The 26,427-nt window shown below is 63.8% G+C and carries 26 protein-coding genes and 3 pseudogenes; 24 read left to right on the top strand and 5 right to left on the bottom strand.

All coding sequences use genetic code 11. The features are described from left to right. Positions 1-25: 25 nt before the first annotated feature. Positions 26-1,780: an aa3-type cytochrome oxidase subunit I gene (gene ctaD / locus ACQCSV_RS06175; protein ID WP_354224429.1), complete on the top strand. Its 1,755-nt coding sequence runs from the start codon at positions 26-28 to the stop codon at positions 1,778-1,780. Between the two features lie 87 nt (positions 1,781-1,867). Here the strand turns inward: ctaD and ACQCSV_RS06170 are convergent, their stop codons facing one another. Further along, positions 1,868-2,071: a cold-shock protein gene (locus ACQCSV_RS06170; protein WP_024365339.1), complete on the bottom strand. Its 204-nt coding sequence runs from the start codon at positions 2,069-2,071 to the stop codon at positions 1,868-1,870. Positions 2,072-2,309: 238 nt separating this feature from the next. On the opposite strand from ACQCSV_RS06170, the gene ACQCSV_RS06165 reads away from it, so the two are divergent. From ACQCSV_RS06165 to ACQCSV_RS06135, 7 genes are all read left to right on the top strand, one after another. Further along, a complete protein-coding gene (locus ACQCSV_RS06165) occupies positions 2,310-3,119 on the top strand; it encodes an alpha/beta fold hydrolase (RefSeq protein WP_426939341.1) in 810 nt (269 codons plus the stop codon). Beyond that, complete coding sequence (locus tag ACQCSV_RS06160; RefSeq protein WP_426939340.1) at positions 3,116-3,337, top strand: prevent-host-death protein antitoxin of TAS system; 222 nt, start codon at positions 3,116-3,118, stop codon at positions 3,335-3,337. The genes ACQCSV_RS06165 and ACQCSV_RS06160 overlap by 4 nt, the downstream gene beginning before the upstream one ends. 8 nt (positions 3,338-3,345) lie before the next feature. Further along, entirely contained in the window at positions 3,346-3,675 is a 330-nt protein-coding gene (locus ACQCSV_RS06155; RefSeq protein WP_426939339.1) for a hypothetical protein, read from the top strand. 90 nt (positions 3,676-3,765) lie between these two features. Next, the gene (locus ACQCSV_RS06150) at positions 3,766-5,208 is read left to right on the top strand and encodes a DUF3375 domain-containing protein (RefSeq protein WP_426939338.1); all 1,443 of its coding nucleotides are present in this window, start codon (positions 3,766-3,768) and stop codon (positions 5,206-5,208) included. Beyond that, positions 5,205-5,828: a DUF4194 domain-containing protein gene (locus ACQCSV_RS06145; RefSeq protein WP_426939337.1), complete on the top strand. Its 624-nt coding sequence runs from the start codon at positions 5,205-5,207 to the stop codon at positions 5,826-5,828. The genes ACQCSV_RS06150 and ACQCSV_RS06145 overlap by 4 nt, the downstream gene beginning before the upstream one ends. Beyond that, the gene (locus ACQCSV_RS06140) at positions 5,825-9,247 is read left to right on the top strand and encodes an ATP-binding protein (RefSeq protein ID WP_426939336.1); all 3,423 of its coding nucleotides are present in this window, start codon (positions 5,825-5,827) and stop codon (positions 9,245-9,247) included. The genes ACQCSV_RS06145 and ACQCSV_RS06140 overlap by 4 nt, the downstream gene beginning before the upstream one ends. Next, positions 9,240-10,499 (top strand): Wadjet anti-phage system protein JetD domain-containing protein, encoded by a 1,260-nt coding sequence (locus tag ACQCSV_RS06135; protein ID WP_426939335.1) that lies wholly within the window; start codon positions 9,240-9,242, stop codon positions 10,497-10,499. Before ACQCSV_RS06140 ends, ACQCSV_RS06135 begins: the two co-directional genes overlap by 8 nt. Here the strand turns inward: ACQCSV_RS06135 and ACQCSV_RS06130 are convergent. Further along, positions 10,489-10,779 (bottom strand): antibiotic biosynthesis monooxygenase, encoded by a 291-nt coding sequence (locus tag ACQCSV_RS06130; protein WP_282331002.1) that lies wholly within the window; start codon positions 10,777-10,779, stop codon positions 10,489-10,491. The genes ACQCSV_RS06135 and ACQCSV_RS06130 overlap by 11 nt on opposite strands. A 626-nt stretch (positions 10,780-11,405) precedes the next feature. Between ACQCSV_RS06130 and ACQCSV_RS06125 the strand changes: the two genes are divergently transcribed. From ACQCSV_RS06125 to ACQCSV_RS06115, 3 genes are all read left to right on the top strand, one after another. Continuing rightward, positions 11,406-12,710, top strand: a complete 1,305-nt coding sequence (locus tag ACQCSV_RS06125; protein ID WP_426939334.1) for a diguanylate cyclase domain-containing protein — start codon at positions 11,406-11,408, stop codon at positions 12,708-12,710. Positions 12,711-12,827: 117 nt separating this feature from the next. Continuing rightward, positions 12,828-13,079, top strand: coding sequence for a hypothetical protein (locus tag ACQCSV_RS06120; RefSeq protein WP_354154015.1), 252 nt, complete (start codon positions 12,828-12,830; stop codon positions 13,077-13,079). Between the two features lie 377 nt (positions 13,080-13,456). After that, positions 13,457-13,909 carry a DUF4383 domain-containing protein gene (locus tag ACQCSV_RS06115; RefSeq protein WP_354154016.1) on the top strand — a complete coding sequence of 151 codons (453 nt, stop codon included), beginning with the start codon at positions 13,457-13,459 and terminating at the stop codon, positions 13,907-13,909. Positions 13,910-14,025: 116 nt separating this feature from the next. On the opposite strand, the gene ACQCSV_RS06110 is transcribed toward ACQCSV_RS06115, so the two are convergent. Then, a complete protein-coding gene (locus ACQCSV_RS06110) occupies positions 14,026-14,337 on the bottom strand; it encodes a hypothetical protein (protein ID WP_354154017.1) in 312 nt (103 codons plus the stop codon). Between the two features lie 287 nt (positions 14,338-14,624). Between ACQCSV_RS06110 and ACQCSV_RS06105 the strand changes: the two genes are divergently transcribed. From ACQCSV_RS06105 to ACQCSV_RS06075, 7 genes and pseudogenes are all read left to right on the top strand, one after another. Continuing rightward, positions 14,625-15,077, top strand: a complete 453-nt coding sequence (locus tag ACQCSV_RS06105; protein ID WP_354154018.1) for a hypothetical protein — start codon at positions 14,625-14,627, stop codon at positions 15,075-15,077. A 136-nt stretch (positions 15,078-15,213) separates the two neighbouring features. Beyond that, positions 15,214-15,822, top strand: a complete 609-nt coding sequence (locus ACQCSV_RS06100) for a DUF305 domain-containing protein (protein ID WP_354154019.1) — start codon at positions 15,214-15,216, stop codon at positions 15,820-15,822. A gap of 82 nt (positions 15,823-15,904) precedes the next feature. Then, positions 15,905-16,822 carry a F510_1955 family glycosylhydrolase gene (locus ACQCSV_RS06095; protein WP_354154020.1) on the top strand — a complete coding sequence of 306 codons (918 nt, stop codon included), beginning with the start codon at positions 15,905-15,907 and terminating at the stop codon, positions 16,820-16,822. Between the two features lie 46 nt (positions 16,823-16,868). Beyond that, on the top strand, positions 16,869-18,467 hold the full coding sequence (locus ACQCSV_RS06090; RefSeq protein WP_426939333.1) for a multicopper oxidase family protein: 1,599 nt from the start codon (positions 16,869-16,871) through the stop codon (positions 18,465-18,467). Positions 18,468-18,479: 12 nt separating this feature from the next. After that, positions 18,480-19,421 carry a prolipoprotein diacylglyceryl transferase gene (gene lgt / locus ACQCSV_RS06085; protein WP_354154022.1) on the top strand — a complete coding sequence of 314 codons (942 nt, stop codon included), beginning with the start codon at positions 18,480-18,482 and terminating at the stop codon, positions 19,419-19,421. Next, complete coding sequence (locus tag ACQCSV_RS06080; RefSeq protein WP_426939332.1) at positions 19,414-20,049, top strand: DUF3105 domain-containing protein; 636 nt, start codon at positions 19,414-19,416, stop codon at positions 20,047-20,049. Before lgt ends, ACQCSV_RS06080 begins: the two co-directional genes overlap by 8 nt. A gap of 32 nt (positions 20,050-20,081) precedes the next feature. Then, positions 20,082-20,417 (top strand): annotated as a pseudogene (locus ACQCSV_RS06075) (DeoR/GlpR family DNA-binding transcription regulator); the annotation flags it as partial. Between the two features lie 590 nt (positions 20,418-21,007). On the opposite strand, the gene ACQCSV_RS06070 reads toward ACQCSV_RS06075, so the two are convergent. Next, the gene (locus ACQCSV_RS06070; RefSeq protein WP_426939591.1) at positions 21,008-21,187 is read right to left on the bottom strand and encodes a hypothetical protein; all 180 of its coding nucleotides are present in this window, start codon (positions 21,185-21,187) and stop codon (positions 21,008-21,010) included. Here ACQCSV_RS06070 and ACQCSV_RS06065 point away from each other — a divergent pair. From ACQCSV_RS06065 to ACQCSV_RS06040, 6 genes and pseudogenes are all read left to right on the top strand, one after another. Then, a pseudogene (locus ACQCSV_RS06065) lies at positions 21,142-22,094 on the top strand (IS3-like element ISAar46 family transposase); the annotation flags it as partial. The gene ACQCSV_RS06070 and the pseudogene ACQCSV_RS06065 overlap by 46 nt on opposite strands. A gap of 144 nt (positions 22,095-22,238) precedes the next feature. Then, positions 22,239-23,453 carry a tyrosine-type recombinase/integrase gene (locus tag ACQCSV_RS06060; protein WP_426938917.1) on the top strand — a complete coding sequence of 405 codons (1,215 nt, stop codon included), beginning with the start codon at positions 22,239-22,241 and terminating at the stop codon, positions 23,451-23,453. Between the two features lie 215 nt (positions 23,454-23,668). Continuing rightward, a complete protein-coding gene (locus ACQCSV_RS06055; protein ID WP_426938916.1) occupies positions 23,669-24,409 on the top strand; it encodes a tyrosine-type recombinase/integrase in 741 nt (246 codons plus the stop codon). After that, entirely contained in the window at positions 24,406-24,750 is a 345-nt protein-coding gene (locus tag ACQCSV_RS06050; RefSeq protein WP_426939331.1) for a hypothetical protein, read from the top strand. Before ACQCSV_RS06055 ends, ACQCSV_RS06050 begins: the two co-directional genes overlap by 4 nt. After that, complete coding sequence (locus ACQCSV_RS06045; protein ID WP_426939330.1) at positions 24,737-25,450, top strand: tyrosine-type recombinase/integrase; 714 nt, start codon at positions 24,737-24,739, stop codon at positions 25,448-25,450. Before ACQCSV_RS06050 ends, ACQCSV_RS06045 begins: the two co-directional genes overlap by 14 nt. 114 nt (positions 25,451-25,564) lie before the next feature. Beyond that, a pseudogene (locus tag ACQCSV_RS06040) lies at positions 25,565-26,005 on the top strand (transposase); the annotation flags it as partial. A 67-nt stretch (positions 26,006-26,072) separates the two neighbouring features. On the opposite strand, the gene ACQCSV_RS06035 reads toward ACQCSV_RS06040, so the two are convergent. Continuing rightward, the gene (locus ACQCSV_RS06035; protein WP_426939533.1) at positions 26,073-26,321 is read right to left on the bottom strand and encodes an ester cyclase; all 249 of its coding nucleotides are present in this window, start codon (positions 26,319-26,321) and stop codon (positions 26,073-26,075) included. Between the last annotated feature and the right edge of the window lie 106 nt (positions 26,322-26,427).

The following is a 26,427-nucleotide window of genomic DNA, read 5'->3' as shown; positions in this document are numbered from 1 at the left end:
TGCAGACTAATCTGTGAGGTGAAAAATGGCCATCACCGGACATTCACGAACAGGGACCGCTTCAACGGCCGCTCCCCCGCTGGTACCGCTGCGTAAAGGCTCCATGGTGGTCGGCTGGCTCACCTCCACCGACCACAAGGTCATCGGGTATATGTACCTGATCGCCTCATTTGTGTTCTTCATGCTGGCCGGCGTTATGGCCCTGCTCATCCGGGCCGAGCTCTTCGAACCTGGCATGCAGATCCTGCAGACCAAGGAGCAGTACAACCAGCTGTTCACGATGCACGGCACCATGATGCTGCTGATGTTCGCCACCCCGCTGTTCGCCGGCTTCACCAACTTCATCATGCCGCTGCAGATCGGCGCCCCCGACGTCGCGTTCCCACGGCTGAACGCCCTGGCCTTCTGGTTCTTCCTCTTCGGCTCCACCATCGCGGTCGCGGGCTTCATCACCCCCCAGGGCGCTGCTGCGTTCGGCTGGTTCGCCTACGCGCCGTTGAACAACACCACGTTCACCCCCGGCGTGGGCGGTGATCTCTGGGTCTTCGGCCTCGCGCTGTCCGGATTCGGCACCATCCTGGGTGCGGTCAACTTCATCACCACCATCATCTGCATGCGCGCTCCGGGCCTGACCATGTGGCGGATGCCCATCTTCACCTGGAACGCCCTGGTGACGTCCATCCTGGTCATCATGGCCTTCCCGCCGCTCGCGGCGGCCCTGTTTGCCCTGGGGGCCGACCGCAAGTTCGGTGCACACATCTATGATCCGGAGAACGGCGGCGCGGTGCTGTGGCAGCACCTGTTCTGGTTCTTCGGCCATCCCGAGGTGTACATCATCGCGCTGCCGTTCTTCGGCATCGTGTCCGAGATCTTCCCGGTCTTCAGCCGCAAGCCGATCTTCGGCTACAAAGGCCTGATCTACGCGACCATCTCCATCGCAGCCCTGTCCATGACTGTATGGGCGCACCACATGTACGTGACCGGTTCGGTCCTGCTGCCGTTCTTCTCCTTCATGACCATGCTCATCGCGGTCCCCACCGGCGTGAAGTTCTTTAACTGGATCGGCACCATGTGGCGGGGGTCCCTGACGTTCGAGACTCCCATGCTGTGGAGCCTAGGCTTCCTCATCACGTTCCTCTTCGGCGGCCTGACCGGCATCATCCTGGCGTCGCCGCCGCTGGACTTCCACGTCTCTGACTCCTACTTTGTGGTGGCGCACTTCCACTACGTGGTGTTCGGCACGGTGGTGTTCGCGATGTTCGCAGGCTTCTACTTCTGGTGGCCAAAATTCACCGGCAAGATGCTCAACGAGCGCCTCGGAAAGATCCACTTCTGGATGCTGTTCCTCGGCTTCCACGGCACGTTCCTCATCCAGCACTGGCTGGGGGTCATGGGCATGCCCCGCCGCTACGCCGACTATCTGGTGGAGGACAACTTCGCCTGGATGAACCAGTTCTCCACCATCGGCTCCTTCCTGCTCGGCGCCTCGATGATTCCGTTTTTCTGGAACGTTTACCTCACGTCGCGGAGCTCCGAACGCGTTGAGGTGGATGACCCGTGGGGCTTCGGGGCCTCGCTTGAGTGGGCTACCTCCTGCCCGCCGCCGCGGCACAACTTCACCTCGCTGCCCCGGATCCGTTCGGAGCGTCCCGCCCTGGACCTGCACCACCCCGAGCTCAGCATCCGCGCGCACGAAACCACGCATAGCCCAGCCGCGGCCGCGCTGGGTGCTGCCGATATCGGCGAACGGGATGTGCGGGACCCAAACCCGGACCAGTGAGGGTTTGCCGTTAACAAAAGCAGGGCCGGTCAAATGACCGGCCCTGCTTTGAAAATGAAACCCTAAGGCCCCAGAATCTCTAAAGAATTAGAGTGCCTGGATGTTGACGGCCTGGGGACCCTTGGGGCCCTGCTCGGTTTCGAAGGAAACCTTCTGGTTCTCTTCGAGTGAGCGGAAGCCGGAAGAGGCGATCGCGGAGTAGTGAGCGAAAACGTCCTGTGAGGAGTCATCGGGGGAAATGAAGCCGAAGCCCTTTTCAGCGTTAAACCATTTGACGGTACCAGTAGCCATTATTTTTTGTCCTTCGTGAAGGTGGAGGAACAATCCCGACTTTCGGGTCCTCCGGTGTGGGGTGTTCAAAACCGCTACTTCAGAAAGACGCGGACTTTCGACCGCGCGTACTGCCTGAATTACCAACTGCATAAACACAACAACAAGATCAACTGTACAGGAGATTTTCAGAACCATTTACCACCGGCCACCAAGGCTGATGGTTGAGCCCGTCGAAACCCCGGCGTAGCCTTCTTCCATGGAACCAATTCGGACCATTCTTCTACCGGGTTCTGTACTTCCGGCCCAGGCCGCCTACGGCGGACTCATTGCAGCCCTCGGTCCGGACGTCGAGGCAATCGCCAAGGATCTCGAGCTCTACACGGACGATGAGCCGCCGGCGGACTGGACCCTGGACACAGAGATCGACGGCGTGCTGCGCGAAGCCGATGCCCGGGGATGGGAGTCGTTCCATTTGGCAGGCTACTCAGGTGGCGGGGCGGTGGCGCTGGCGTTCGCTGCCAAGCATCCTGAAAGACTGCTGAGCCTGGCGCTGCTGGAGCCGGCCTGGGCCGGGAACTGGGACTGGAGCCCTGCCCACACCGCACTCTGGAAACAGTACGAGCAGCTGGAAACACTCCCGCCCGAGCAGTTCATGCCCGCCTTCATGAGGCTGGGAGTTAAGCCCGACGTCGCCCTTCCGCCGCCGGCCGATCCCCCGCCGGCGTGGATGGCCAAACGGCCCGCGGGTATCAGGGCGTTCCTGCGGACCTTCAAAACCTACGACCTGGAGAGGGCGCGTTTGGCCGCCTTTCGCCAGCCCGTCTTCTTCGCCCTCGGCGGCCTGAGCAATCCCGACGACTACGGCGATATTGCCAGCCGGCTGTCAAGGGTCTTCTTCCCGGACTTCCATCTGGAGGTCTTCCCCAAGCGCCACCATTTCGACCCACCACACCGGATCGAGCCCGAGCGGCTGGCTGAATTGCTCCGGCGGCACTGGGCGCAGGCCGGAGTCGGCGCGGTGGTTGAGCCCGTCGAAACCGATCCGCTCGAAACCCACGGTGGTTGATCCTTACGATCGGGAACTGCGCAACCATCGACGTCACGAACAACGGCGAGGTAGCCGCAACGCTGATCCCGCCGTCGGCATCACCCTTTGAGCGGCTGCTGCTGGCGGGCCAGGTCCGCCCGGCCACGAAGGGCCCGGTCGATTTCCAGGCACTGCCGCGCGTCACGCCCGAAGCCGGCACGGCTGAGATCCTGGCTGACCTGCGCGGGGACCGTTGATCATCTACGTGGACACATCGGCTGTCCTCAAGCTGGTGGTCCAAGAGCGAGAGTCATCCGCGGCCGCCCAATACATCTCATCGGCTGCGGCCCAGGGCCACCAGTTGGTGGCTTCGATGCAGCTCCATACGGAACTCCATTGCGCGGCCCATCGCCGCGGATTTCCCGGCGAGCCCGTCAATACGGTGTTGGGGGCCATCAACCTGGTCGATCTTGTCCGCTCGGACCTTATGTACGCGGCGGCCCTGCCGGCAAGCTCCGCAGTGCCGACGCCATTCATCTGGCCGCAGCCATCCGGCTGCAGTCCGACGTTGTGGTGGCCTATGACGCCGGGCTGAAGGCCGCCGCCGTCGAGGCAGGACTGAACGTCCGGAAATTGTCACCGCCCCCGTGTAGCTTAGAAACAACAGCCCCGCACCGAGGACACCATGGATTTCTACGCCATCAACGCACTGCGCGAGAACCACGCGGGGTGGTCCCTGCTCCGCGCTCAGAACGCCCCGCTGGCCGTCAGTTTCTTCATCAAAGCCTTCACCGGGCCCAACCAACGGGACATCGGCCGGCAAGAGCTCATCGACCACCTCGATGATGTCCTATTCGGCCTCCGCGAAGTCTTCGGCGAAGACAAATACCCCCGCCCGGCCGCGGAGTACCTGGACGAGTGGGCTGCCCCGGAACGCGCGTGGCTGCGGAAATATTACGTCCCGGGCCAGGACGAGCCGCGCTACGATCTCACGGCCGCCGCCGAGGACGTGGTCCGCTGGGTGGAGAGCCTGAGCGGCCGGGACTTCGTGGCCACCCAGTCCAGGCTGACCAGCATTTTCGCCGTCCTGAAGGCGCTGGTCCAGCAGTCCGAAACCGATCCGGAGGTAAGGCTCGCCGAGCTCCAGCGTCAGCGGGACGGGATCGACGCCGAGATGCAGCGGATCAAGGACGGCAACATCCGGGTGATGACCGGCCCCGAAGCCCTGGACCACTTCCAGCAGCTGACCACCCTGGCCAAGGACCTGCTCTCCGATTTCCGCGAGGTGGAGCAGAACTTCCGGAAGCTTGACCGGCAGGTCCGGGAGCAGATCGCCACCTGGGACGGCTCCCAGGGCGAGCTACTGGCCTCCATTTTCGCCAACCAGCAGGACATCAGCGGCTCGCTCCAGGGCCGCACGTTCCAGGGCTTCTGGGACTACCTGATGTCCCCGCAGCTCCGTACCGAACTGCGGGACTTGCTGCACCGGGCCACCCAGATCGACGCCCTCGCCAAACTGGACAATCTGCACGCCGTGACCAACCTGCACCAGGACTGGCTGCCCGCCGTCGAGCAGACCCAGGCCACAGTCCGCCAGCTCTCGCAGCAGATGCGCCGGCTCCTCGATGACAAGGTGTTCCTGGAGAACAAGCGCATCATGCAGCTGGTCCGCAGCATAGAATCCGGCGCCCTGGGTACCCGGGAGGTGCCGCCGTCGGGCGTTTTCCTGGAGATTGCGGCTCAGTCCGTCGAGGTCGCGCTCCCCTTCGAACGGCCGCTATATGAGCCGAGCCGGCGGATCATGGTGGACGACGTCGTGGTGGCGGCAGACGATACTGAAGTGGACGCCGGCGCCCTCTTCAGCCAGTTCCACGTGGACACGGAACGGCTGAAGTCCAACATTGACGACGTCCTGGCCGGCACCGAACAGGCCACGCTCGGCGAAGTAGCATCCGCCCATCCGCTCTCCCAGGGGCTGGCCGAAATCGTCGCCTACTACCAGTTGGCCACCGAATCCGAGTGGGCCGCCATCAACCCGGACGAGTCACAGCAGTTGTCCTGGCAGCTCCCGGACGGCAGCATCCGGGAAGCCACCGTCGAACAGATCATTTTTGTGAGGCCCGCATGACCACCACAGACGCACCCGAAACACACACGCCCGAGGAACTTCCCGGCGTCGTCACCAAGCTCTTCAAGGGCGTGGTGTACGCCGAGTCCGACGAGAAGATCTGGCAGTCGCTGCTGGGCCTGTCCTCGCACGTCCGCGACTACGTGGCCGTGCTGGGCCTTGACCTGATCCTGGACGAGTCAGAGGGTTACGCGTTCCTGAAATCGCGCGAGGATCCGGACGGCACACTTCCGCGGCTCATCCCACGCCGCCCGCTCACCTTCAACGTCAGCCTCCTCCTGGCGCTGCTCCGCGGCCGGATGCTCGAATTCGACACCAACAGCAGCGAACTGCGCCTGATCATGACGGATCAGGACATTGCGGACATGGTGGCCGTCTTCCTGCCCGAATCCAGCAACGAGGCTCGGATCCTGGACCAGCTCGGCACCAACATCAAGAAGGTGGTGGAGCTGGGCTTCCTGCGGAAACTGCGCGGCCAGACGGGCACGTACGAGGTCGCGCGGATCCTGAAGGCATACGTGGATGCCCAGTGGCTGGAGGAATTCGACGCGCGGCTGTCCGATTACCGCGCTTCGCTCACCGGAACCGGTACCGGCAGTAAGGAAGAGGACCGCATATGAGCACCGAGACGGCAACCGCAGTTAAAGGCGGGACAGACGAGCAGGAGATGCTGTTCAGCCTCGATGAAAAAGCGGACGACGCCGGCACTCCCCCGGGGTTCCGGCTGCACCGTCTGGAGCTGCTCAACTGGGGCACCTTCCATCGGGAGGTGCGGACGTTCCGGCTGGACGGTTCCAACAGCCTGCTGACCGGCGACATCGGCTCCGGGAAGTCCACCGTGGTGGATGCGATCACCACCCTTCTGCTGCCGGCCAACAGGATCGAGTACAACAAGGCCGCGGGCGCGCAGAAGAAGGAACGCACCCTGATGAGCTACGTCCGGGGCTTCCACAAGAGCACCCGCAGTGCCGGCGGCGAATACTCCAAGCCTGTGGCGCTGCGCGGCACCGGCAAGCTCACCGTGGTTCTGGGCGTCTTCCACAACGCCGTCCTGGGCAAATCAATCACTCTGGCCATCACCCTCTGGGCCACCCAGGAAGCCGGCCAGCCGAACCGCTTCTACTCGCTGCTGGAGGGCGAGCAGTCCATCGCCGGGGACTTCGCCAACTTCGGCCAGGACCCCGCGAAGCTGAAGAAGCAGCTCCGGGCCGCGGGGGCGTCCATCCATGAAACCTTCGAGCCCTACGCGGCGGCGTTCAAGCGGCAGTTCGGCATCAGCGGCAATCAGGCGATGGAGCTGTTCCACCGCACGGTGTCCATGAAGCAGGTGGAGAACATCACCAATTTCGTGCGGACCAACATGCTCGAGGAAGACGACGTCGAGGCCCGGATCGGCAACCTCATCCATCACTTCGACGACCTGAAGAAGGCCCACGACGCCGTCCTGCGGGCCAAGGACCAGATCGGGCTGCTCACCCCCATCACCGAGGGCGCGGCGCAGCACACAGCCCTGAGCCGGGACGATGAATTCGCCCGCCAGCAGCGGGACCAGCTGCACCCCTGGTTCACGGACCAGAAGCTGCAGCTGAGCATCGAGCACCAGGCGGAACTGCGGAACACCGGCTTGCGGCTGCAGGAGGACAGCGGCAAGCTGGCTACCGAAATCACCCAGCTCCGCTTGGACTTGGCCGCCGTCAAGGAGGACATCCGCAGCAACGGCGGCGGCCGGCTGGCCGCCATCGAGGCAGAGGCCGCACGGCTGGGCGAGGAGTCCCGGTCCCAGCGGGTACGATTCGAAAAATACGCCGAAGCTGCGGCGGACCTCGGCCTGCAGGCCCCCGCTGACCGCGTCCAGTTTGACGACAACCGGGTCAGGCTCGCGGACGTCGAAAAGGAGCTCGCTACCACAGCCAGCGAAGTTCAGGACAGCCGCACCGAGCTGAGCATGACGCGTACCGTGCTCACCGGCCGCGCCGCGGACGTCGCCGCGGAGCTGACCAGCCTGCAGGCGCGACCCAACCTGCTGCCGCGGCCCCAGGTGGAACTCCGCCGTCGTCTGTGCGAGGGGACCGGTATCGTGGAGTCCGACCTGCCGTACGCGGGCGAGCTGCTGCGCGTCCGCGATGGCGAAGCGGCCTGGGAAGGCGCCGCCGAACGCACCCTGCGCGGCTTTGCGCTGTCGCTGCTGGTGCCCTCGGAGCGCTACGCTGCGGTGAGCGGCTGGGTGGACGGGAATAACCTGCGCGGCCGGCTGGTGTACCTGAAGATCGGCGAATCGTACGCGCCGAAGCCGGCCGAGGCGGGCACGCTGGCGGCGAAGATCGCCATCAAGCAGGGGACGCCGTTCCGCAATTTCCTGCTGGATGAGCTCAGCAGCCGCTTCGACTACTTCTGCTGCGACACCCTGGAGGACTTCCGCCGCCGCTCCAAGGCCCTCACCGCCAACGGCCAGCTCAAGGGCGGCCGCGGCCGGCACGAGAAGGACGACCGGCAGGAACTGTCGGACCGCCGGAATTACGTCCTGGGCTGGGACAACCTGGACAAGATCAGCCGCTTCCGTGCGGAACGGGACGAGGTCCAGGGCCAGCTCAGCGTACTGGCCGGCCAGCTGTCCCGGGTCAACGATTCCCTGGGCGCCATTGGCAGGCAGAACCAGCAGTTGGGCATCATCGGGGCGGTGTCTGACTTCGCCGAGCTGAGCTGGCAGCTCACCGCACGCCGCATCGAGGAGCTCAAAGCGGAAAAGGCCCAGCTGGAGTCCACCAGCGACGTACTACGGCAGCTGACGGCGAAGGAAGCCGAGCTCTCCGGAAAGCTGGAACGCCTGCAGGTGCGGGCTGATGATATCCAACGCCGGATCGGCTCCAACGAAGGCGCGGCCAAGGACATCGTCGAGGCGATCGAGGACTGCCACGACGTCCTGCGGGAGACACCGTTAACGGACGACGGCGGACTGTTGGCCGCCGTCGCCCGGCTCGCCGCCGCGGAACTCGCCGGCAAGCCGCTCACCTACAAGAACACGGGCACGGTGGAAAGCGCCGTCCGGAACGGGCTGACCGACACAATTGACGCACTGTCCAAGCAGATCGCCCGGGCCGCCGAGAAAACTGTCCGGCTGATGGCTGAGTTCCGGAACAAATATCAGAACGAGACCACGGAGATCGACGCCGCCCTCGAGTCCGCCGTCGACTTCGGCAAACTCTTGGAGCAGCTGGTCAGCAACGATCTCCCGCGCTTCGAAGCCCACTTCAAGGAATCCCTGAACCAGAACACCATCCACGAGGTGGTGGCGTTCAACGCGTTCCTGGACAGCCGCCGGCAGGACATCGTGAACCGGATCGGCGAAATCAACCTGTCCCTAGCCGGGATTGAGTACAACGCCGGCCGGCACATCCAGCTGGAGCACCAGAACAGCACCGACCTGGACGTACGGCAGTTCGGCCTGGACCTGCGGGCCTGCTCGGAGGGGACCATCGGCGACGATGACCAGTACTCCGAGCAGAAGTACCTGCAGGTAGAGCGCCTGATTGAGCGGTTCCGGGGCCGGGACGGCTACACCACCCTCGACGAGCGCTGGACCGCCAAGGTCACGGACGTCCGGAACTGGTTCACGTTTTCCGCCGCGGAGAAGTGGACCGAAACCGGCGAGGAGTTCGAGCACTTCACGGACTCCGGCGGCAAGTCCGGCGGCCAGAAGGAGAAGCTCGCCTACACCATCCTCGCGGCCGCCCTGGCATTCCAGTTCGGGCTGGCGTCCGGCAAGAGCGCCGGGAAGAATGCCGGCAGTGGGCGCAGCTTCCGGTTCGTGGTGATCGATGAGGCGTTCGGCCGCGGCTCCGACGAGTCCGCGCGGTACGGGCTGGAGCTGTTCCAGCGGATGAAGCTGCAGCTGCTGATCGTCACTCCCCTGCAGAAGATCCATGTGATCGAACCCTTTGTGTCCCATGTGGGGTTCGTGGCCAACACCAACGGCGACGATTCGCAGCTGCGGAACATGACCATCCAGGAGTACCGCGACGAGCGGGCCCGGCGTGCCTAAACAGCCTGCACAGGGTTGGACCACGGTGGCTGACCTGCGGGCGCAGTCGCTGAAGTCCTGGGGCAGCGGGGCGCTGCTCCGCGAGGTGCTGGAACCGGGCGTACTGTACCCCCGCCGTCGTCCGTTGAAACGTCCGACGGCGGGGACGCTCCGGAGTGACTATGCTGCGGCGAGCGCATGGGCGGCGGAGCTGTTCGGCGCAGTGGGTCCGTTCAGCCTGGAAACCGCGGAAGTGGGGCGCACCACGGTGGGGGCCAACCACCTGCCGGCGGCGGCGGTCTTTGCCGCTGTGGAGGACGAGATCGGCTTTATCGGTAAGGCGAAGGACGCAGCCCGGTTCGTGGAGCTCGCCGGGAGTCTGGCCTCGCTGCACTCGTTGTTCCGCGGGTGGGCCCTGAAGCGGCCGCTCAAGCTGCTGGAACTCGGTGCCGACGCGCTAACCGCTGCCCGCGTGGCCCTGTGGCTGCAGGACAATCCCGGGCCAGGCATCTACGTGCGGCAGCTGAGCGTTCCCGGCGTGCACACCAAGTTCATCGAGAACCACAGGAAGGTTATCGATGAGCTCGTGACGGAGCTACGTGCCGAACCCGACCCGCAAGCTGATGCCGGTAACGGCGGGCCGCTGGCCGACGCCCAGGCCTCCCCCGGATCCCTGCTGGGCCAGAGCGCCGCACGTACCCCGGCGGCGCGCTTCGCGGCAGCCCATGGCTTCCTGCACCCGCCCGAGCTGGTCAGGTTCCGCCTGCTGGATCCCGGCATGGCGCGGCTGGGCCAGGCGCGGGACCTGACCGTCACCGCGGAGGCGTTCAGCACCCTGCAGCTGCCCGCCCGCACGGTGATGATCACCGAGAACCTGGTCAACTTCCTGGCCCTCCCGGAACGCCCGGACACGCTGGCCATCTACGGTGCCGGGTATGGTTTCTCGTCGCTGCGGGACGCCGGGTGGCTGCGGAACTGCGAGGTCCTGTACTGGGGCGACCTGGACACGCATGGGTTCCGGATCCTGGACCAGCTCCGCGCCGTCCACCCGCACGTGGCCAGCGTGTTGATGGACGAGGCCACGCTGCTGGCCCACCGCGATGCCTGGGCCAGCGAGCCGTCGCCGTCGAAGGCTGTGTTGAGCCGGCTGACTCCTGACGAATCCGCACTCTATGAAGGACTCCGCAATGACGCCTTCGGGACCGCTGTCAGGCTGGAGCAGGAGCTGATTCGCTGGGACTGGGCGCTGGAACGGTTCGCGGTCAGTCGTTGAGGCTGCTCACGGTGACTTCGAATTCTTCCACTGCGACGATCTCCGTTTTTTCCTCATCACTGTTCTCTTTGCGGATTTTGTTTGCTTCTTGGCGGCTTGCGGTCATGGCTTCCTCGGTATCCCAAAGGGTGATGGAGATGGCCTTGTCTGTCTCTTTCCCGCTCAGGTAGTAGATCCCCTTGCACCCGGGGATCTGGCGCACCCTGCTGACGATGTCTTCCGTAGGGGTGTCTGAGACCGTCTCGGGGCCGGTCTTGTACGTGCTGACTCTCGCGAACATCGGTTTTTCCCTCCCGTAGTCACTGCGCGGAACCGCTGGCCGGCTCCCCGTTGCGACACAGGGAACCAGTCCGTGCGGCAGGAACCTGGTGCAGCCAAGCAGCAGATTTCTGCCGGATGGCCCGGGCTCCTTCCATCAGTAAGGACCGGCCGGCGTCCGAAAGCAAGGCCTCGGAAGGACCAGCCGGGACTGCTGGCGGGGCTGCGGATGACAGGAATAATCTCGTGTGTAGGGACGGGGGTTTAACCCGTTCCCGATCAAGGGGAACCGGCCCCCACCCCATGAAGGGTGGAAGGTCAAAACGAGAAGTAAAGCACCGCCGGGAATCACAACGGGCCTCGGGAACTCGTACGTGATTCGGACGGCACTGCCGCGGCCGCCTGGTCTGCCACGGACCTGTTCGGTGGCCCGTTGGCACACTGCTGAGCAGCCTAGCTGGTTCGACCTTGATTGGAGGCGCCCGTAATTATCCGGCCCGGCCCGCAATACGCCACCGAATTTGTCTGTGGCTCCGTGTACGTTTGGCATAACATCACCCCGGCCCGAGGACGCCATGGATTCCTGCGCTATGACTGCACCGCCTGAGAACCATGCCTTCCTGTGGTCGGGCCCGCCGAAGCCCACCCGTGGCTAAGGCCTCTGCCCCGCCGCGCTCGTACAGCCTGCAGCGTGAATGGTCCGGGGCATTCACGCTCATGCTGCTGGCCCTGTTCCTCGGCGCAGCGGTCACCGTTGTCGGCGTCCGGTTCGTGGTGAACGAGATGGAAGCTGCGAACGGACGGCTCCAGGCCGAGTACGGCAGCGTCGCGGACCTGGAGGCAGCCCTTGAGGCGCATGAGCAACTGGGGCACCAGTTACTTGCGGCGGCTCCCGTGAACAGGGAGGCCTTTTTCCGGGAACAGCAGGACATTGAGGAGCTCTACCGGGCAGCCGCCGCGGTCAAAGCTGTGGACGAAGGCCGGTCCGAGGCCCTGTCCGCGGCACGGCAGGACTGGCAGGCCGGACTGGAGAAGGCAGGTCTCTGGGGCGACCAGGTACTTAACCTCACAGGAAACAACGTCGCTGACGCACCTGCCTTTGCCGCGGCAAGCGCGAGCGTGCGTACGCAGCTGGCCGCCGTCCAGCAGGCCTCCCTCCAGGCACTGAACCGGGGGCTCGTGGACACGCGAGAGCTCCAGGGATTCCTGGTGATTGGCCGGTTCGGTCTCTTCGTTGTGGCCATCGTCGCCACCCTGTACTTCCGGCGCCGAATGGTCAAGGACCTGATGCGGCCCGTCAACAGCCTGCGCCGGGGCGTCCTGAAGCTGCAGTCCGGCGATTACGGCCACCGCCTGGACGTGGCCCGGCGGGACGAACTCGGCGAGGTGGCGGTGGCCTTCAACGGCATGGCCGCGGCGCTCCAGAACAGCCACAAGGCATTGACCTATCGGGCAACACACGATGACCTCACCGGGCTCGCGAACCGGGCGGCCTTGGCGGAGCGACTTCTGGCATCCTTCGAGCCGGACAGCAACCGCCGGACCCGGCACGAGGGCCTGCTGTTCATCGACATCGACGATTTCAAGGACGTCAACGATTCCCTCGGCCATGAAGGCGGCGACGCGCTGCTCGCCCAGCTGGCCGAGCGGCTGCGGGCCAGCGTCCGCAGCCACGACCTGGTGGCACGGCTGGGCGGCGACGAGTTCGCCGTCGTCGTTCTGGATAACGACGACGGCACTCCGGCCACGGGGCCTGTTGCCGAGCGGATCTACGAGGCTCTGAGCGAGCCGTTCATGATCGGTGACCGGTCACTGCGGGGGTCGCTGAGCATGGGCGTCGCCCAGCGCACCGCGGACACGGCGGACGTGACGGAGCTGCTGCGGCAGGCCGATTCGGCCATGTACCGGGCCAAGCACGGCGGCAAGGCCCGGTACGAAGTCCACGGAAGGTGAGCCCGGTCGAAACGTCGCACAAAAAAGTTCTTTGAGCTAGGAGCCTTCGAACCCTTCCGGCCGGCGGGAAACTGCCGGAGATCGCAGCGTCAATGGCTCCCAGCGAAAGGCGCCCTCATGATGTGGGATTACGGCATGAATATGGGCTGGACGATGTGGCTGTGGGGCATACTCCTGCTCGTCGGGACAGCCCTGCTTGTGGTGGTTGCGGTGCGCCTGTTTGGCGCGGGCAGAGCCACGGCCGCCGGCGGAGCCGGGCTCTGGTGGACGGCCAGTTCCCGGTTCTCCCCGATTGCAGGCGCGGACTTCACCGAACCAGATGCGCTGCACAGCGCGCGCCAACGGAGGGTTGCAGCATGGCCGGCCTGATGGGGCCGGCACCGGCAGACCTAAGGACCGCGGTGGTTGCCGCGCACCGGCAGCTGACCCCCGGCGTCGGCGGATTGGGGATGGGGACGGGAATGATGAGACTCACCATCAACGGCCGGGTATTCAACGCAAGCCGGACGGACACCGTCGTGGCCGCGCAGACCGTGGAAGAGTGGACCCTGCTAAATCCTCGATCACGAGGACCAGGGAATGATGGGCCTCGTCGAAGTCCGCTGGTGCCCCGGCCGACTACACAAAATTTTGCGAATGAGCCATCCGGGTTGCATGCCAGCCCCGAATTGCAGGCATAACCCAACGGTTTGGCAGGTAAGCACAACCCGCTGATCCGCAAACCCATATCGCATCAGGAGATCATCATGGCCACACACACCCACACCGGCACGGTAGCCCGCACCAACGTCCAGAAGGCATCCATGGTTGTCGGCGCCGTGTTCCTGCTGGTCGGCGTCCTCGGCTTCGTGCCGGGCCTGACGGCCAACTTCGGCGAGCTGCATTTCGCGGGACACGATTCCGAGGCAATGCTGCTGGGCCTGTTCCAGGTATCTGTCCTGCACAACGTGGTCCACCTGCTATTCGGCGCAGCGGGCATCGCCTTGGCCAAGTCCGCCACCGGTGCCCGTTCGTTCCTCCTCTACGGCGGCGTCATCTATCTGGTGCTGTTCGTCTACGGCCTGGTGGTCCCCCAGGAATCGGCTGGGAACTTCGTGCCGCTGAACGGCTTCGACAACGTTCTGCACCTGCTGCTCGGCGTCGGCATGATCGCCTTGGCCATGGTCCTCAGCAAGGGACACACCAAGGTCCGCGCCTAAGCGACCATCTGCATCATCAGGCAACCGCGTAAATGGCCCCGTCCGCAGCATCGCGCTGCTGGCGGGGCCATTACCGTTCCAGCCCGGTCAGTGCGGTTCAGGGCATGACCCACACGTTATGGTCCGGCGACAAGGATTTCCACAATGGCTTCCTCGCAGCCCGGCGCGTGCGTGCCTGTATGGACCTTAGAGAACCTGCTCACAACCTGGCCCGAGTTAGCGAAGCCATAGTAGGCGGCCGCCCCTTTTATTTCTTTGATAATCTCGGGAACGGCACCTGGGCCGTCCGTGACGGCATGATCCGAGATGCCAAGTCCGGTGCAGGCAGCGTGACTGTTGGAAATCTCGGCGGATGCGGGGACGGCGCCTCTGAAGAGCACAACCAGTACGGCGGCACTCACTGCGGCAGAGGTGCGTTTGACGTTCATGGGTTCCTCCTGGAATAGGGCTACGACGAAGCCCCTATACCCACGGCGGAGAGATATGGGACACCGCAAGTAGGGCCATTCTCCGCTTGCAACACGGCCCCGGCGGTAGGGCGAGGAGACTCACTTTCGGGGGTATTACCAGACGTCCCTCACGGGCCCACTCCCGCCGCGAGGTGCGTCGACCGGTCGGAACTGATCAGCCTCCGGCTACGTTAGAGACATGGGGTTGCGGAACCACCCCACGAGTACCCTTATTGAGTTGATCCCGCGCGAAAGGAGGAACTTGCATGCTAACAACACTGCTACGCCGTTTCCCGGCCCTCCTCCGCCGTGCGGGCCTCCTGGCTGGGCTATTGGCCCTCATCTCCGGGATCTTCGGGATGCACTTCGTGCCTGGCACGCATTCCATGGCCGCTGCCGGAGCCATACACGCCGCCGACACCTATTCCGTAGCGCGTGCACCTGATGCCCACACCGGCCACCACGTCGCCGATACAACGTCGGCTCCAACACCGCCGGACCCTGCCGCTTCATGCACCGGATCCGGCGGGTGCGCCGAGATGGCGGGCATGGATGCCGGCTGCGTCCCGTCACCGGGAACCGGATCGCTGTTAGCCCCGCTGCCCGGCAGCACACCCTTTGGGAATGTATCCGGCGCCGGACAACCGTCCGGCCACGCTGACTATTCATTCCTGCCCACGACTCCTTCGCCGGGCGACCTCTGCATCAGCCGAACGTAAAGGTGTGTGCCGCGCCACCGTTAACTGGCGCGCAGCCCTTTATAACTCGCCCTCTTTGCCAGGGCTCGAGTCGCTGGACGGTGACCGTTCCCGCCCAGCGTTGTTTCCGCAATCACCTTGAAGGATCAAGATTCCCATGACGAAAACCCTGACAATTTCCGCCACCGTCCTCGCAGCCACTTTGGCCCTTGCCGGCTGCTCGGCCGGGACCGGAACTGCCGGCAGCAGCATGCCCGGCATGGACCACGGCAGTTCCAGCATGCCGGCGACCGCCGCCCCGCTCGACACCGTGACTCCGAACGCGGCCGACATCATGTTCGTTCAGGGCATGGTCCCGCACCACAGCCAGGCTGTGGAGATGAGCGACATCATCCTCCAGAAGCCTGACATTGATCCGCAGGTCACGGCCCTTGCCACCAAAATCAAGGCCGCCCAGGCCCCGGAGATCAGCACCATGACCGGGTGGCTGAAGTCATGGAATGAGCCCGAACAGATGGCCGCCGGTCACAGCATGTCCGGGATGGTGGACGGGGAAGACACGGCCAAGCTCCAGGCCGCGCAGGGCGCGGACGCGGCCAGGTTGTTCCTGACCCAGATGATCGCGCACCACCAGGGGGCCGTGATGATGGCCCGGACTGAGGGGGCCGACGGCCAGAATGCCGACGCGCTGGCGCTGGGCAAGGAGATCATCGCGGCCCAGCAGGCAGAAATCGAGGAAATGCAGATTCTGCTCGGCTCCCTCTAGCCAGCGCTGTAGACGCGCCGGTCCCCGCAGCGGACCGGCGCATGTATTCCCTGACTTTTCCCGTCTTCGTTTGGAGCCCCCTATGTCTTTTACCTCCCGCCAGCGCCCGCCCGTCTCCGCCAGGACAGCAGCGGCAGCCGCGGCAGCCGCGGCAGCAGCCCTGATTGTTGCTCTTTCCGCCTGCACCCCGGCAGCCACCGATTCGCCCTCCGGAGGTGGATCAGCAACAGCCCCAGCAGCCGGCGCGGCGCCCGGACTGCCGAGCGCCCACGTCCATGGGCTGAGCGTCAACGGCGAAACCGGTCAGGTGCTCCTGGCCACCCACGAGGGCCTGTTCGACATGTCCCGGAACCCTGCCGTCAAGATCGGACCAACCAATGACTACATGGGATTCACCGCGGCCGGTGACCCGGACGTGTTCTACGCTTCGGGGCACCCTGGCGCAGGCTCGGACCTGCCCAATCCGCTCGGCCTGATCAAGAGCACTGACGGCGGCAGGACCTGGCAGCAACTCTCACGGCAGAAGCAATCCGACTTCCACGCCCTGGCCGCCACAAAATCCGGCATCGTGGCCTTCGACGGGACACTTCGGACCAGTGTCGACGGCGAAACGTGGCAGACGGCCGCCGTCGACTTCGTGCCCGCTGTGTTGGCCGCTCATCCCGCCGGCGACGCCGTCCTCGCCACCACCCAGAAGGGCGTGCAGCGCTCGACCGATGGCGGAACCACCTGGACGCTGAACGAGGCGGCACCTGTGATTCAGTTCGCCTCGTTTGCGAGCGCCGGCAAGGCCGTCGGCGTCGCACCGGACGGGACCGTGTACTACTCCCCCGACGCCGGCGTGTCCTGGGAACAGACGGGCGCCGTCAGCGGCGAGGTTCAGGCCATTACCGCAACGGAAGGCACGGACGGAAAGCCGTGGATCTGGGCCGCCACCTCAAAGGGTGTGATCGTGTCGAAGGACGGCGGGGCGTCATTCCGGCCCTCAGACGCGGACTGATCCGGTGCGCACCGGCGTCTCCAGAACCCCCTACGAAGGACTTCACATGAGCATTCGCACCGATTACCACCTGGACCGGCGCCGTTTTATGGGCCTGTCCGCCGCCACGGCCGCCGCCGCGGCCCTCGCAGCCTGCACCAACACCCAGCCCCCGGCAGACCTGCCGGACCGGGTCCTGCCCACTGATGCCGCCGTCGCCGATTACGAGGCCCGACGGGCGTTCAGCGGAACAACCGTGACACAGGATTTGAAAGCGGCATCATTCCAAACCACTGTTGCGGGGAAGCCCGTCACGACCTGGGGCTATAACGGCGGACTCAGCGCCCCCACCATCCGCGCCGTGGCAGGTGACCGGCTCCAGGTCGGCCTGGCCAACGGCCTGAAGGATCCGACCAGCATCCACTGGCACGGCCTGGCGCTGCGGAACGACCAGGACGGCGTCCCACACGTCACCCAGGCCCCGACCGCAGCCGGGGCCGGGTTCGACTATGAATTCCTGCTGCCACACCCCGGCACCTACTGGTATCACTCCCACGTCGAGATGCAGCGCGAACGGGCCCTCTACGGTGCGCTCATTATCGAGGACCCGGCCGAAAAACTCATCTACGACCAGGACTGGGTGATCGTGCTTGACGACTGGCTGGACGGCATCACCGGCACCCCTGACGAAGTCCTGGAAGAACTCTCCGGCGGAATGTCCATGTCTGGCGGGGCTATGTCCGGGACCTCCAGGCCCGGCATGGACCACGGCTCCATGGGCTCAACCCCGGAACCCTCCACCAGCGGCGGAGCATCGGGCATGGGAACGAGTCACATGCTGATGGGTGCCCGCAGCGATTTCCTCGGCGGCGACGCCGGTGATGTCCGCTTCCCGCTCCACCTCTTCAATACCAAGGCGCCGGACGAAGCTGACGTCCTTGCCGCCAAGGCCGGGGATGTCATCCGGCTCCGGATCATCAACGCCGCCGGCGATACCGCCTACCGCGTCGGCGTCCCCGGGCGTACGCTCACTCTCACGCACACCGACGGATTCCCGGTGCAGCACCGGGACGTCGACGCCGTCGTGCTCGGCATGGGCGAACGCATCGACGCCCTGCTGACCGTCCCTGAGGGGTTCACTCCGGTACTTGCGCTGCCAGAGGGCAAGACCGGGCAGGCCTTGGGATTCATCAGCACCGGCTCCGGCAAGCAACCGCCCGCTGCGACGCTGCCGTTCACTTTGGACGGCACCGTCGTCGACGGCGGCCAACTCAAGGCGGACCCCAGTGTCAGCTTCGCCCCGAAAACCCCGGACCGGACCCACGAGCTCCGGCTCACCGGCGGCATGATGCAGTACGACTGGGGCATCAACAACGGCCGATTCGACATGAACGACCCGTTCCGGAATGCCTTCGAGATCAAAGCCGGCGAGAGGGTTAAGGTGAGGTTCGTCAACGAAACGGACATGTGGCACCCGATGCACCTGCACGGGCACACCTTCCAGGTTGGGGCGGACGGCGCCCGGAAGGACACCGTCATCGTCCGGCCCAAACAAACGGTTACGGTGATCTTTGACGCCGACAACCCCGGCCAATGGCTCACGCACTGCCACAACGCCTACCATGCCGAACGCGGCATGATTGGCGTCTTCTCCTACATCAAATAACGGAGCCGGACCATGAACATACCTGTCGCGACAGAGCCCTTCTTTCCCTCCCCCACGTTCAGTGCCTTCCAGCTCGGGCCGTTGACCATCCGCTTCTACGCCCTCGCCATCCTGGCCGGCATCGTCGTTGGCGTCTGGCTTACCGCCCGCCGGCTCAGGGCCCGCGGCGGCACCACCTCCCAGACCCTCGACATTGTGACCTGGGCAGTGCCGTTCGGCATCGTCGGCGGCCGGATCTACCACGTCATCACGGACAACCAGCTCTACTTCGGCCCCGGCCGTGACCCCTGGGGTGCATTCCGGATCTGGGAAGGCGGCCTCGGGATCTGGGGCGCCGTTGCCCTCGGACTCGTTGGAGCCCTGATCGGGGCCCGCCGCGCCGGGGTTCCGTTCCCTGCGTTCGTGGACGCGGCGGCACCGGGCCTGCTGATCGCCCAGGGCCTGGGCCGCTGGGGCAACTGGTTCAACAACGAACTCTTCGGCGAACCGACGGATCTGCCCTGGAAACTCCAGATCCATGCCATGGACCCCGTCACCGGGCAAGCGCTGACCGGTGCCGACGGCGGCCCTGAGGTCTTGGGCTATTTTCAGCCGACCTTCCTGTACGAGTCACTCTGGGTCCTGGCCGCGGCGGCGCTGCTGATGTTCCTGGATGGCCGCTACACCCTTGGTTCCGGTTCAGTGTTCGCCCTGTACATCGTGTTTTACACTGCCGGTCGCTTCGCCTTCGAGCTGATGCGCTCGGACCCGGCCAACCTGATCCTGGGCCTGCGCGTGAACACCTGGGTGGCCGGCCTGCTCTTCCTGGCCGGGCTCGTCCTCTTCCAGCGGCTCAGGACCCGACCCCGCTCCGCCGTCCCGCCCGCCCCGAAAGAACCCGCCCCCGGCGGACCCGTCGCACTCCACGACGCCACGGAACCCGCCCCGCCAGTAAAGGAAACTCCGCATGAGTAACGTAGAACAACGACGCGCCGAAAACGAACAGACCGTGGCCGGTATCCGCGCACGGCAGCAGGCGAAACGGCGCCGCCTCAAGATCCTCCTCTTCGGCGGTTTTGGCCTGCTCGTGGCGGGCATCATCACCGCCGTCACCCTGACCATCGTCGGGTCCGTGCAGGAAAAGAACGCCGCAGCCGAGGCCGCCAAGCAACCCATCGAGGGCATCCAGACCTTTACCGGCCTGTCCCGGAACCACGTGGAAGGACCCGTGAATTACCCCCACCCGCCCGGCGTCGGTGGTGACCATGCGGCCACCTGGACCAATTGCGGGATCTACACCGAACCCGTCAACAAAGAGCGCGCCGTCCACTCCTTGGAGCACGGCGCCGTCAGCATCACGTACGGCTCCGGCCTGGCCGCTGCCGACGTTACCGCGCTGACCGCGGTAGCCAAGGACAAGCCCTACGTTCTACTCAGCCCCGGTACGGACTCCGGGACCGAAATCACGGCCACGGCCTGGGGTGCCCAGCTGACCGTGACCGATGCCGCCGATCCGCGCATTGCCACTTTCATGCGCGCCTACGCCCAGTCCCCCAACGCTCCGGAGCCGGGGGCCCTATGCACCGGCGGCGTGAACGGCTGAGGGCTTCTGGCTAGGCCAAGAGCGTTGCCTGGTACCCGGAAGCATCGTTGCGGCAGCGCACCGGCGAGGCGTTTGAGCAGAAACAGGCAATCGCCCGCCGGGCGGCGTCCGTGATCCGGCCCGGGGAGCACATCCTGCTCGACGCCGGCTCCACCGTGGGTGCCCTGGCCCACGAACTGCGCGGGTTTGATCGGTTGTCCGTAACCACACCGGGCGTCAACACCATGCAGCAACTGCCCGAGTCCGACGGCATCGAGGTGGACTGCCTCGGCGGCCCCCTGCGGACCCTGAGCCAAAGCTTCGCAGGCCCCCTGGCCGAGGCGGCCCTGGAGCGGATGAGCTTTGACCGCGTGTTCCTCGGCGCCGACCCGGCCCAGGTGCAGAAGTTCCGGGTGCAGGGATTGAGGTTTCAGGTGGCCGCCGCCGGCGGCTGAGTCCCCGCCCGCCGCCTCGGGCCGCGTCCGGTTCGAGCACGCGCATGTACCGGACCACCTCCCCGGGGACCCCTGTTGTTGCGGGCCGCAAGGGGGCAAGTCCTGGTGGATGTGACACAGGCTGGGGATGTTCAGTCTTCGAAGCTGCTGGCCGTCACTTCGAATTCACTGTGAGGATCTGAGTTCCTTCAGCTGCGCTGGTCTCTGTCATGATCTTATTCGCCGTCTCCCGGCTCGCGGTCATGGAATCCTCAGAGTCCCACAATGTGATGGACAGGTCTTTGCCTGCACCTTTCCCGTGCAAATATTAGATTCCCCTCGATTTTCCTCCAACTAATCCAGTTGTTGGCCCCTTCTGTCAGGTGGGCGAGCCTGCTCTTAGGCAAGAAGCGAGGTCTTACCCTTGGGATAGCTCCCGGCCGCCCAGATCATTTCCGATTGCCCTACGTGTCAGGCTGGAACGGTACCAGGGGCTCGTAGCAAGTCCGTTTAATCGCGTGGGGCGAGAGCCAGGAATCCAGTCATCATGTCCAGTCCAGTTTTGAGTGCAGTACGCGAAGATAGTGCTGTGAGTAGTAGTAGTAGTAGTAGTAGTAGTAGTAGTAGTAGTAGTAGTAGTAGTAGTAGTAGTAGTAGTAGTAGTAGTAGTAGTAGTAGTAGTAGTTCTGGGCCGCGGGCCGGCGGGCCGCGGCCTCGCCGGTCATTCACCCCGGCCCAGAAGCTCGAGTTCTTGGCGGCATATGAGAATGCCTGCGAGAGCAATGAGGGTGGTGCTTTCCTGCGCACAGAGGGCCTGTACTCGTCGCAGATGACCGAATGGAGGCGGCTGAGGGACGCCGGCGTCCTGGCCGGAAAGAAGGCCGGGGAATCGATCGGGAAACTCTCGGCGGACCAGGCCGAGAACGCGCGTTTGCGCCGCCAGTTAGAGGTGAGCGAGAGCCGGTTGAAGAAGACCGAGGCAGCCCTGGACCTGATGGGAAAACTACAGGCGTTCTTAGAGAGCGCCTCAGAGGATATGCCGGACGAGCCCCGATCCAAGAAACGCTGATGGCAACGTACCGGTCGATGCTGGAACTGAAGATTCCATCACGCCGGGCGGCGGCATTGACCGGCGTTTCCAGGACGACCGCGAACCGCAAACCGGCACCGCCGCGGGACCACCATGCGGTGTTGCCGCAGAACAAGCTCAGCGCCGCTGAGCGGGCGGAGATCCTGGCCGCGCTGAACTCGCTGGAGTTCGTGGACCTGGCACCCATGCAGGTCTATACGAAGCTGCTGGACGAGGGAATCTATCTGGGATCCCTGTCGACCTTCTATCGTGTGCTGGAGGAAAACAAGCAGGTCAAAGAACGCCGCCGGCTGGCTAAGCACCCGCCCCGGACGGTTCCTGAACTGGTCGCCACCGCCCCGGGGCAGGTGTTCACGTGGGATATTACAAAGCTTGCGGGCCCGGTCAGGGGCAAGTACTTCGACTGCTACATGATGATCGATATCCATTCCAGATTCATAGTCGGCGCGCACGTCCACGCCACCGAATCCGGGGCGCTGGCGGTGGAAATGATGAAGGGAATCTTCGGAATCCACGGCATCCCCCAGGTCGTGCACGCGGATTATGCCGAGGAAAACGCTAAGCCGAGGAACTGTGTTGTGGGCCGTGCTACTCGGGGAATCGGGATTCTTTCTTCGGCTTAGTGCTGGGGACTCATTGCGGGGTTACCGTCGTCGTATCCATAGACCCGGTGAAAGGGGAATGTCATGGATACGAAGGTCAGAGAGATTGGCGAGCGGGTTGTTGCTGCGTTGGAAGCCGACGGCCATGCGAAGCTAACGATTGTCCAGTACCGCAACGCAATTCGGTGGTTGGAAATACTCGCTCAAGATCGTGGTGAAGAATATTCGCCTGCGTTAGGTGCCGACTTTGCCGTGATGACTGCAGACCCACGCACTGGAAAGGTATTCAGTCCGAGGCCGCGTGCGGACTTTGCCCGCTTGGCTGGAGTCTTCGACTCCTACGTGTTCACCGGGCAGGTGGACCTTTCGGCGAAAAGGCACGGCGGTGGTCGGGTTGTTCCGCAGTCAAAGGATTTCACCGTGCTCTTGGCTGCGTGGTCGGCGGAGATGGAGCAGCGCGGTCTGGCAGTGGCCACCCAGAGCGCTTACAGTCGTGCCGCGTGCGATTACCTCCTCTATTTGGAGGCCAACGGAATCATGTCCCTTCAGGAGGCCGACGGGGCCAGTGTATTTGGGTTCCTGGAATCATTGAGCGATCGCTGGGCGAAAACTGCGTTGTGGTCTGCGGTCACGAGTTTCCGTCCGTTCCTGAACTTCACCCAACGTGTCGACCTGCTCAATGCACTGAAAATGGCCGGGGTGAAACGTCACCACGGCATCGTTCCCTTGCTGGGCAACGACGAAGAAGAAATTGTTGTTCAAGCCTGCATGAATGGGCAAGTTTCCGCACGTGACGCAGCGATCACACTGCTGGCGCTGGTGACCGGCCTGAGGGCGTGTGATCTTGTTTCCCTGCGTTTGCAGGACATCGACTGGCGAGGGCGGACGGTCGGGATCGTCCAACAGAAGACCAGCAATCCGCTGACAATGCCGTTGCCTCCTGCGATCGCGGGGAAACTTGCAGAGTACGTCCTTGGTGAGCGGCCGAACGTTGTGGACGAGCACGTGTTTTTGCGTGTGGTGGCGCCCCATACTGAACTGGCGGGCCACGCGGCGATTTATCGAGTGACCGCGCGGGTGTTCAAAACAGCAGGGTTGGAACGTACAAGGGTGGGGACAAGGTTGCTACGCCACAATGCGGCCTCCAAGCTCCTGCGTGCAGGGACACCGCTGCCAACGATATCGGCGGTTTTGGGCCATTCAAGCCCTGATTCCACCGACGTCTATTTGAGTACTGACACCGAGCATATGCGCGCGTGCGTGCTCCCGCTCCCGATCCGGCAAGGAGTCATCCGGTGAACGGGCCCAGGTTCACCAGTGTGTTCGCGCCCGATCTTGAACGTTTCCTTGGCTTCAAGGAAAGCATGGGCATTCATTGCGCATCCCGGCTGTGGTATTTGAAGAATTTCGATCGCTACTGCACAGACCACGGCCTGCAGAATTTTGACCGGTCCGCCCTTGAAGGATGGGTCACCTCAAGGCTTTCGGGCCGGCCGAATTCCTGCCGGTCGTGGATGTCATACATCAGAGACTTCGGGCGCTGGGAGCGCATCAACGGCAACGAGAATGCGTACGTGTTATCGGATCAGTGGAAGAGCAAACGCATCCGCATCCAGCCGTATCTGTTCTCGCACGAAGAAGTCAGCAGGTTCTTCGATGCCGCGGCACGGTTGGAAAGCATCTCGCCATGGAAGTGGCAGGGGCTCGCGTTCTTCGCCCTCATGCATTCGTGCGGGCTGCGCACCTGCGAGGTGCGCCGCCTGGCAGTAAACGATGTGAACCTTGATGAAAGGTTCATCGACGTGCGCTGGTCCAAGGGCAACCGCAGCCGCCAGCTTCCGATCACCGATCAGGTCGTTGGCATCCTGGCTGAATGCGATCGGGCGTTGGAGCGGACCCTGGGCAAAAAACGAGCCGCATTCTTCGCTTCCTCCACCGGCAACCCGGTAGACCCGGTATCCGTTGGGGTGATGTTCACCAGGATCTGGGACCAGGCCCGGCTGCCGCGGCCCCTTGAAGGGAAGCAACCGAGGCCCTATGACCTGAGACATCACTATGCCTATGCCAACATCGAGCGGTGGATGGCCGAAGGCGTTGACGTCAATGCCATGCTGCCCTACCTGGCCCGGTACATGGGCCACGCGTCGCTAGACAGCACCTATTACTACATCCATACATCCGCGGATTTCATGGGCGGCTACGCCGACATCGTCCGTGAAGGCCAGAAGATACTGCCTGAGGTGGGATTCGAATGAAACGAGACACCAGCAGCGATACCCCGAACTTCTGGGGATACGCGCGTAACTATTTGCACGAATACATGCCCAAAGTCAGGGACCTGTCCCCAAAAACCATCGAAGCCTACCGGATCTCATTGGAGTGCTTCGTGGACTACCTCGTCACCGAGCAGCATATCCAGCACGAGGACATCGGCTTTGACCACTTCGAACGACGCTTCCTCAAGGGCTGGCTGATCTGGATGCGGGAGAGCAAAAACTATCAGCCAAAAACCCTGGGTCTGCGTCTGACCGACCGCGATCAGGGCGTTCCTGCGCTACGCCTCCCAAGAGGACCTTCGGTTGGTGGCGTTGCATGATGCGGCCAAGACACTCAAGGCCCCAGCCGTGGCGAAGAAGCCCATCGAATACTTGGAGCAGCACGAAACCGCGGCGATCCTTGCGGCCTTCACCGGCGCAAGCGTGAAGTCGCGGCGCAACCGCATGCTCCTGATACTCCTCTACGAGTCCGCGGCACGCGTCAGTGAAATCACCGGTCTGACCCTCGGGGACCTGCAGCTGGCACGGTCGGCGCACCTGACGCTGACCGGTAAAGGGAACAAGAGCCGCGTCGTCCCCCTGGGCGATAAAACGGTCGAGCACCTGCAGGTCTATCTGGAGGAGTTTCATTCCCGGCGGGCGAGCCTGCCGGCCACGCGCCCGCTGTTCAACAGCACCCATTTCGGGGAACCTACCAGGCTCTCGGAAGACAGTGTCTCGGCGATCCTCAAGAAGGCCGGGGAAATCGCGCGGGGATCCTGTCCGTCAATTCCGGACAAGCTAAATTGCCACATGCTGCGCAAGACCAAGGCCATGGACCTCTACAAGCAAGGGATTCCGCTGCCGATCATCATGCAACTGCTCGGACACGAAAGCATGAGCACCACCTCGGCCTTCTACGCCTTTGCCACCCTGGACATGATGACGAAAGCCATGAACGCCGCAACCCCCGGAATCAGCCACGCTGACACCGAATGGCTCAGCGAAGAAAGACTACAAATCCTCTACACGCTCCGGTAACCTCAAAAATGCTAAGCCGAAGAAAGAATCCCGATTCCCCGAGTAGCACGGCCCACAACACAGTTCCTCGGCTTAGCGTTTTCCTCGGCATAATCCGCGTTAAGCCGAATTCGGCTTAACGCGGACCGTGGAACGTCCATGACATCCAAAACCGTCGCCGCGCTGCTCTCGGATCTGGAAGTCACCCGATCCCATTCCAGACCCCGGGTGAGCAATGACAATCCCTACAGCGAGGCGCTGTTCAAGACGCTGAAATACGGTCCGGAATTCCCCGAACGCTTCGCCTCAGTCCACGATGCCGGCGCATTTATCAGCGGGTTCGTGGACTGGTATAACCATCATCACCAGCACTCCGGCATCGGCTTCCACACGCCCGCCAATGTCCATTACGGCCACGCCTCCACCGTGGCCAAGGAACGCTCTGCAACCCTCGCTGCAGCCCGCGCGAGACACCCCGAACGCTTCACCAAGAAAACAGATCCCAAAATCCTCGCACTCCCAGGACCAGCCTGGATCAACCAGCCAAAGGAAATCACCGAACAGTCAGCCGCCTAACTCCCACTGGTACCGCTCAGCTTGAAAAATTCCGATTGTGGCGCTACCGGTGGTCCTGATCTGCCATTCAGGCTCCTGGCTTGGAAACGGATTCAGGGAGCAGGCCAAGCTGTGCCATGAGCTCCATCTGGTCAAAGTAGAATGCGTGCTGTTTGATTAGGCCAGCCTCTACGTGCGCTACGTCGCAACTTCTCACCCTGATGCTTTTGCCCGTTGCAGGCAGGCTTTCGCCGGATGGCAAGGGCAGCGGTCCTGTGTTGGTTCCGGTGACACTGCCCGGTAATCTCGCCTTGATCCGGGGTAACGGCGACCGCATCAGCGGCATAACAAGCTGCCTGCGTCTCTTTATCTCTCGCTGTCATGGCCGAGGTTAAGCGATCCATTACCTCGCGTGCCTGTCCCATTTTCCGACCTCCCGTTTC

This window comes from Pseudarthrobacter sp. S3 (assembly GCF_050156905.1).
Taxonomy (GTDB): domain Bacteria; phylum Actinomycetota; class Actinomycetes; order Actinomycetales; family Micrococcaceae; genus Arthrobacter.
The sequence above is the reverse complement of the archived record's forward strand: the minus strand, read 5'-3'. Positions and strand labels throughout refer to the sequence as shown.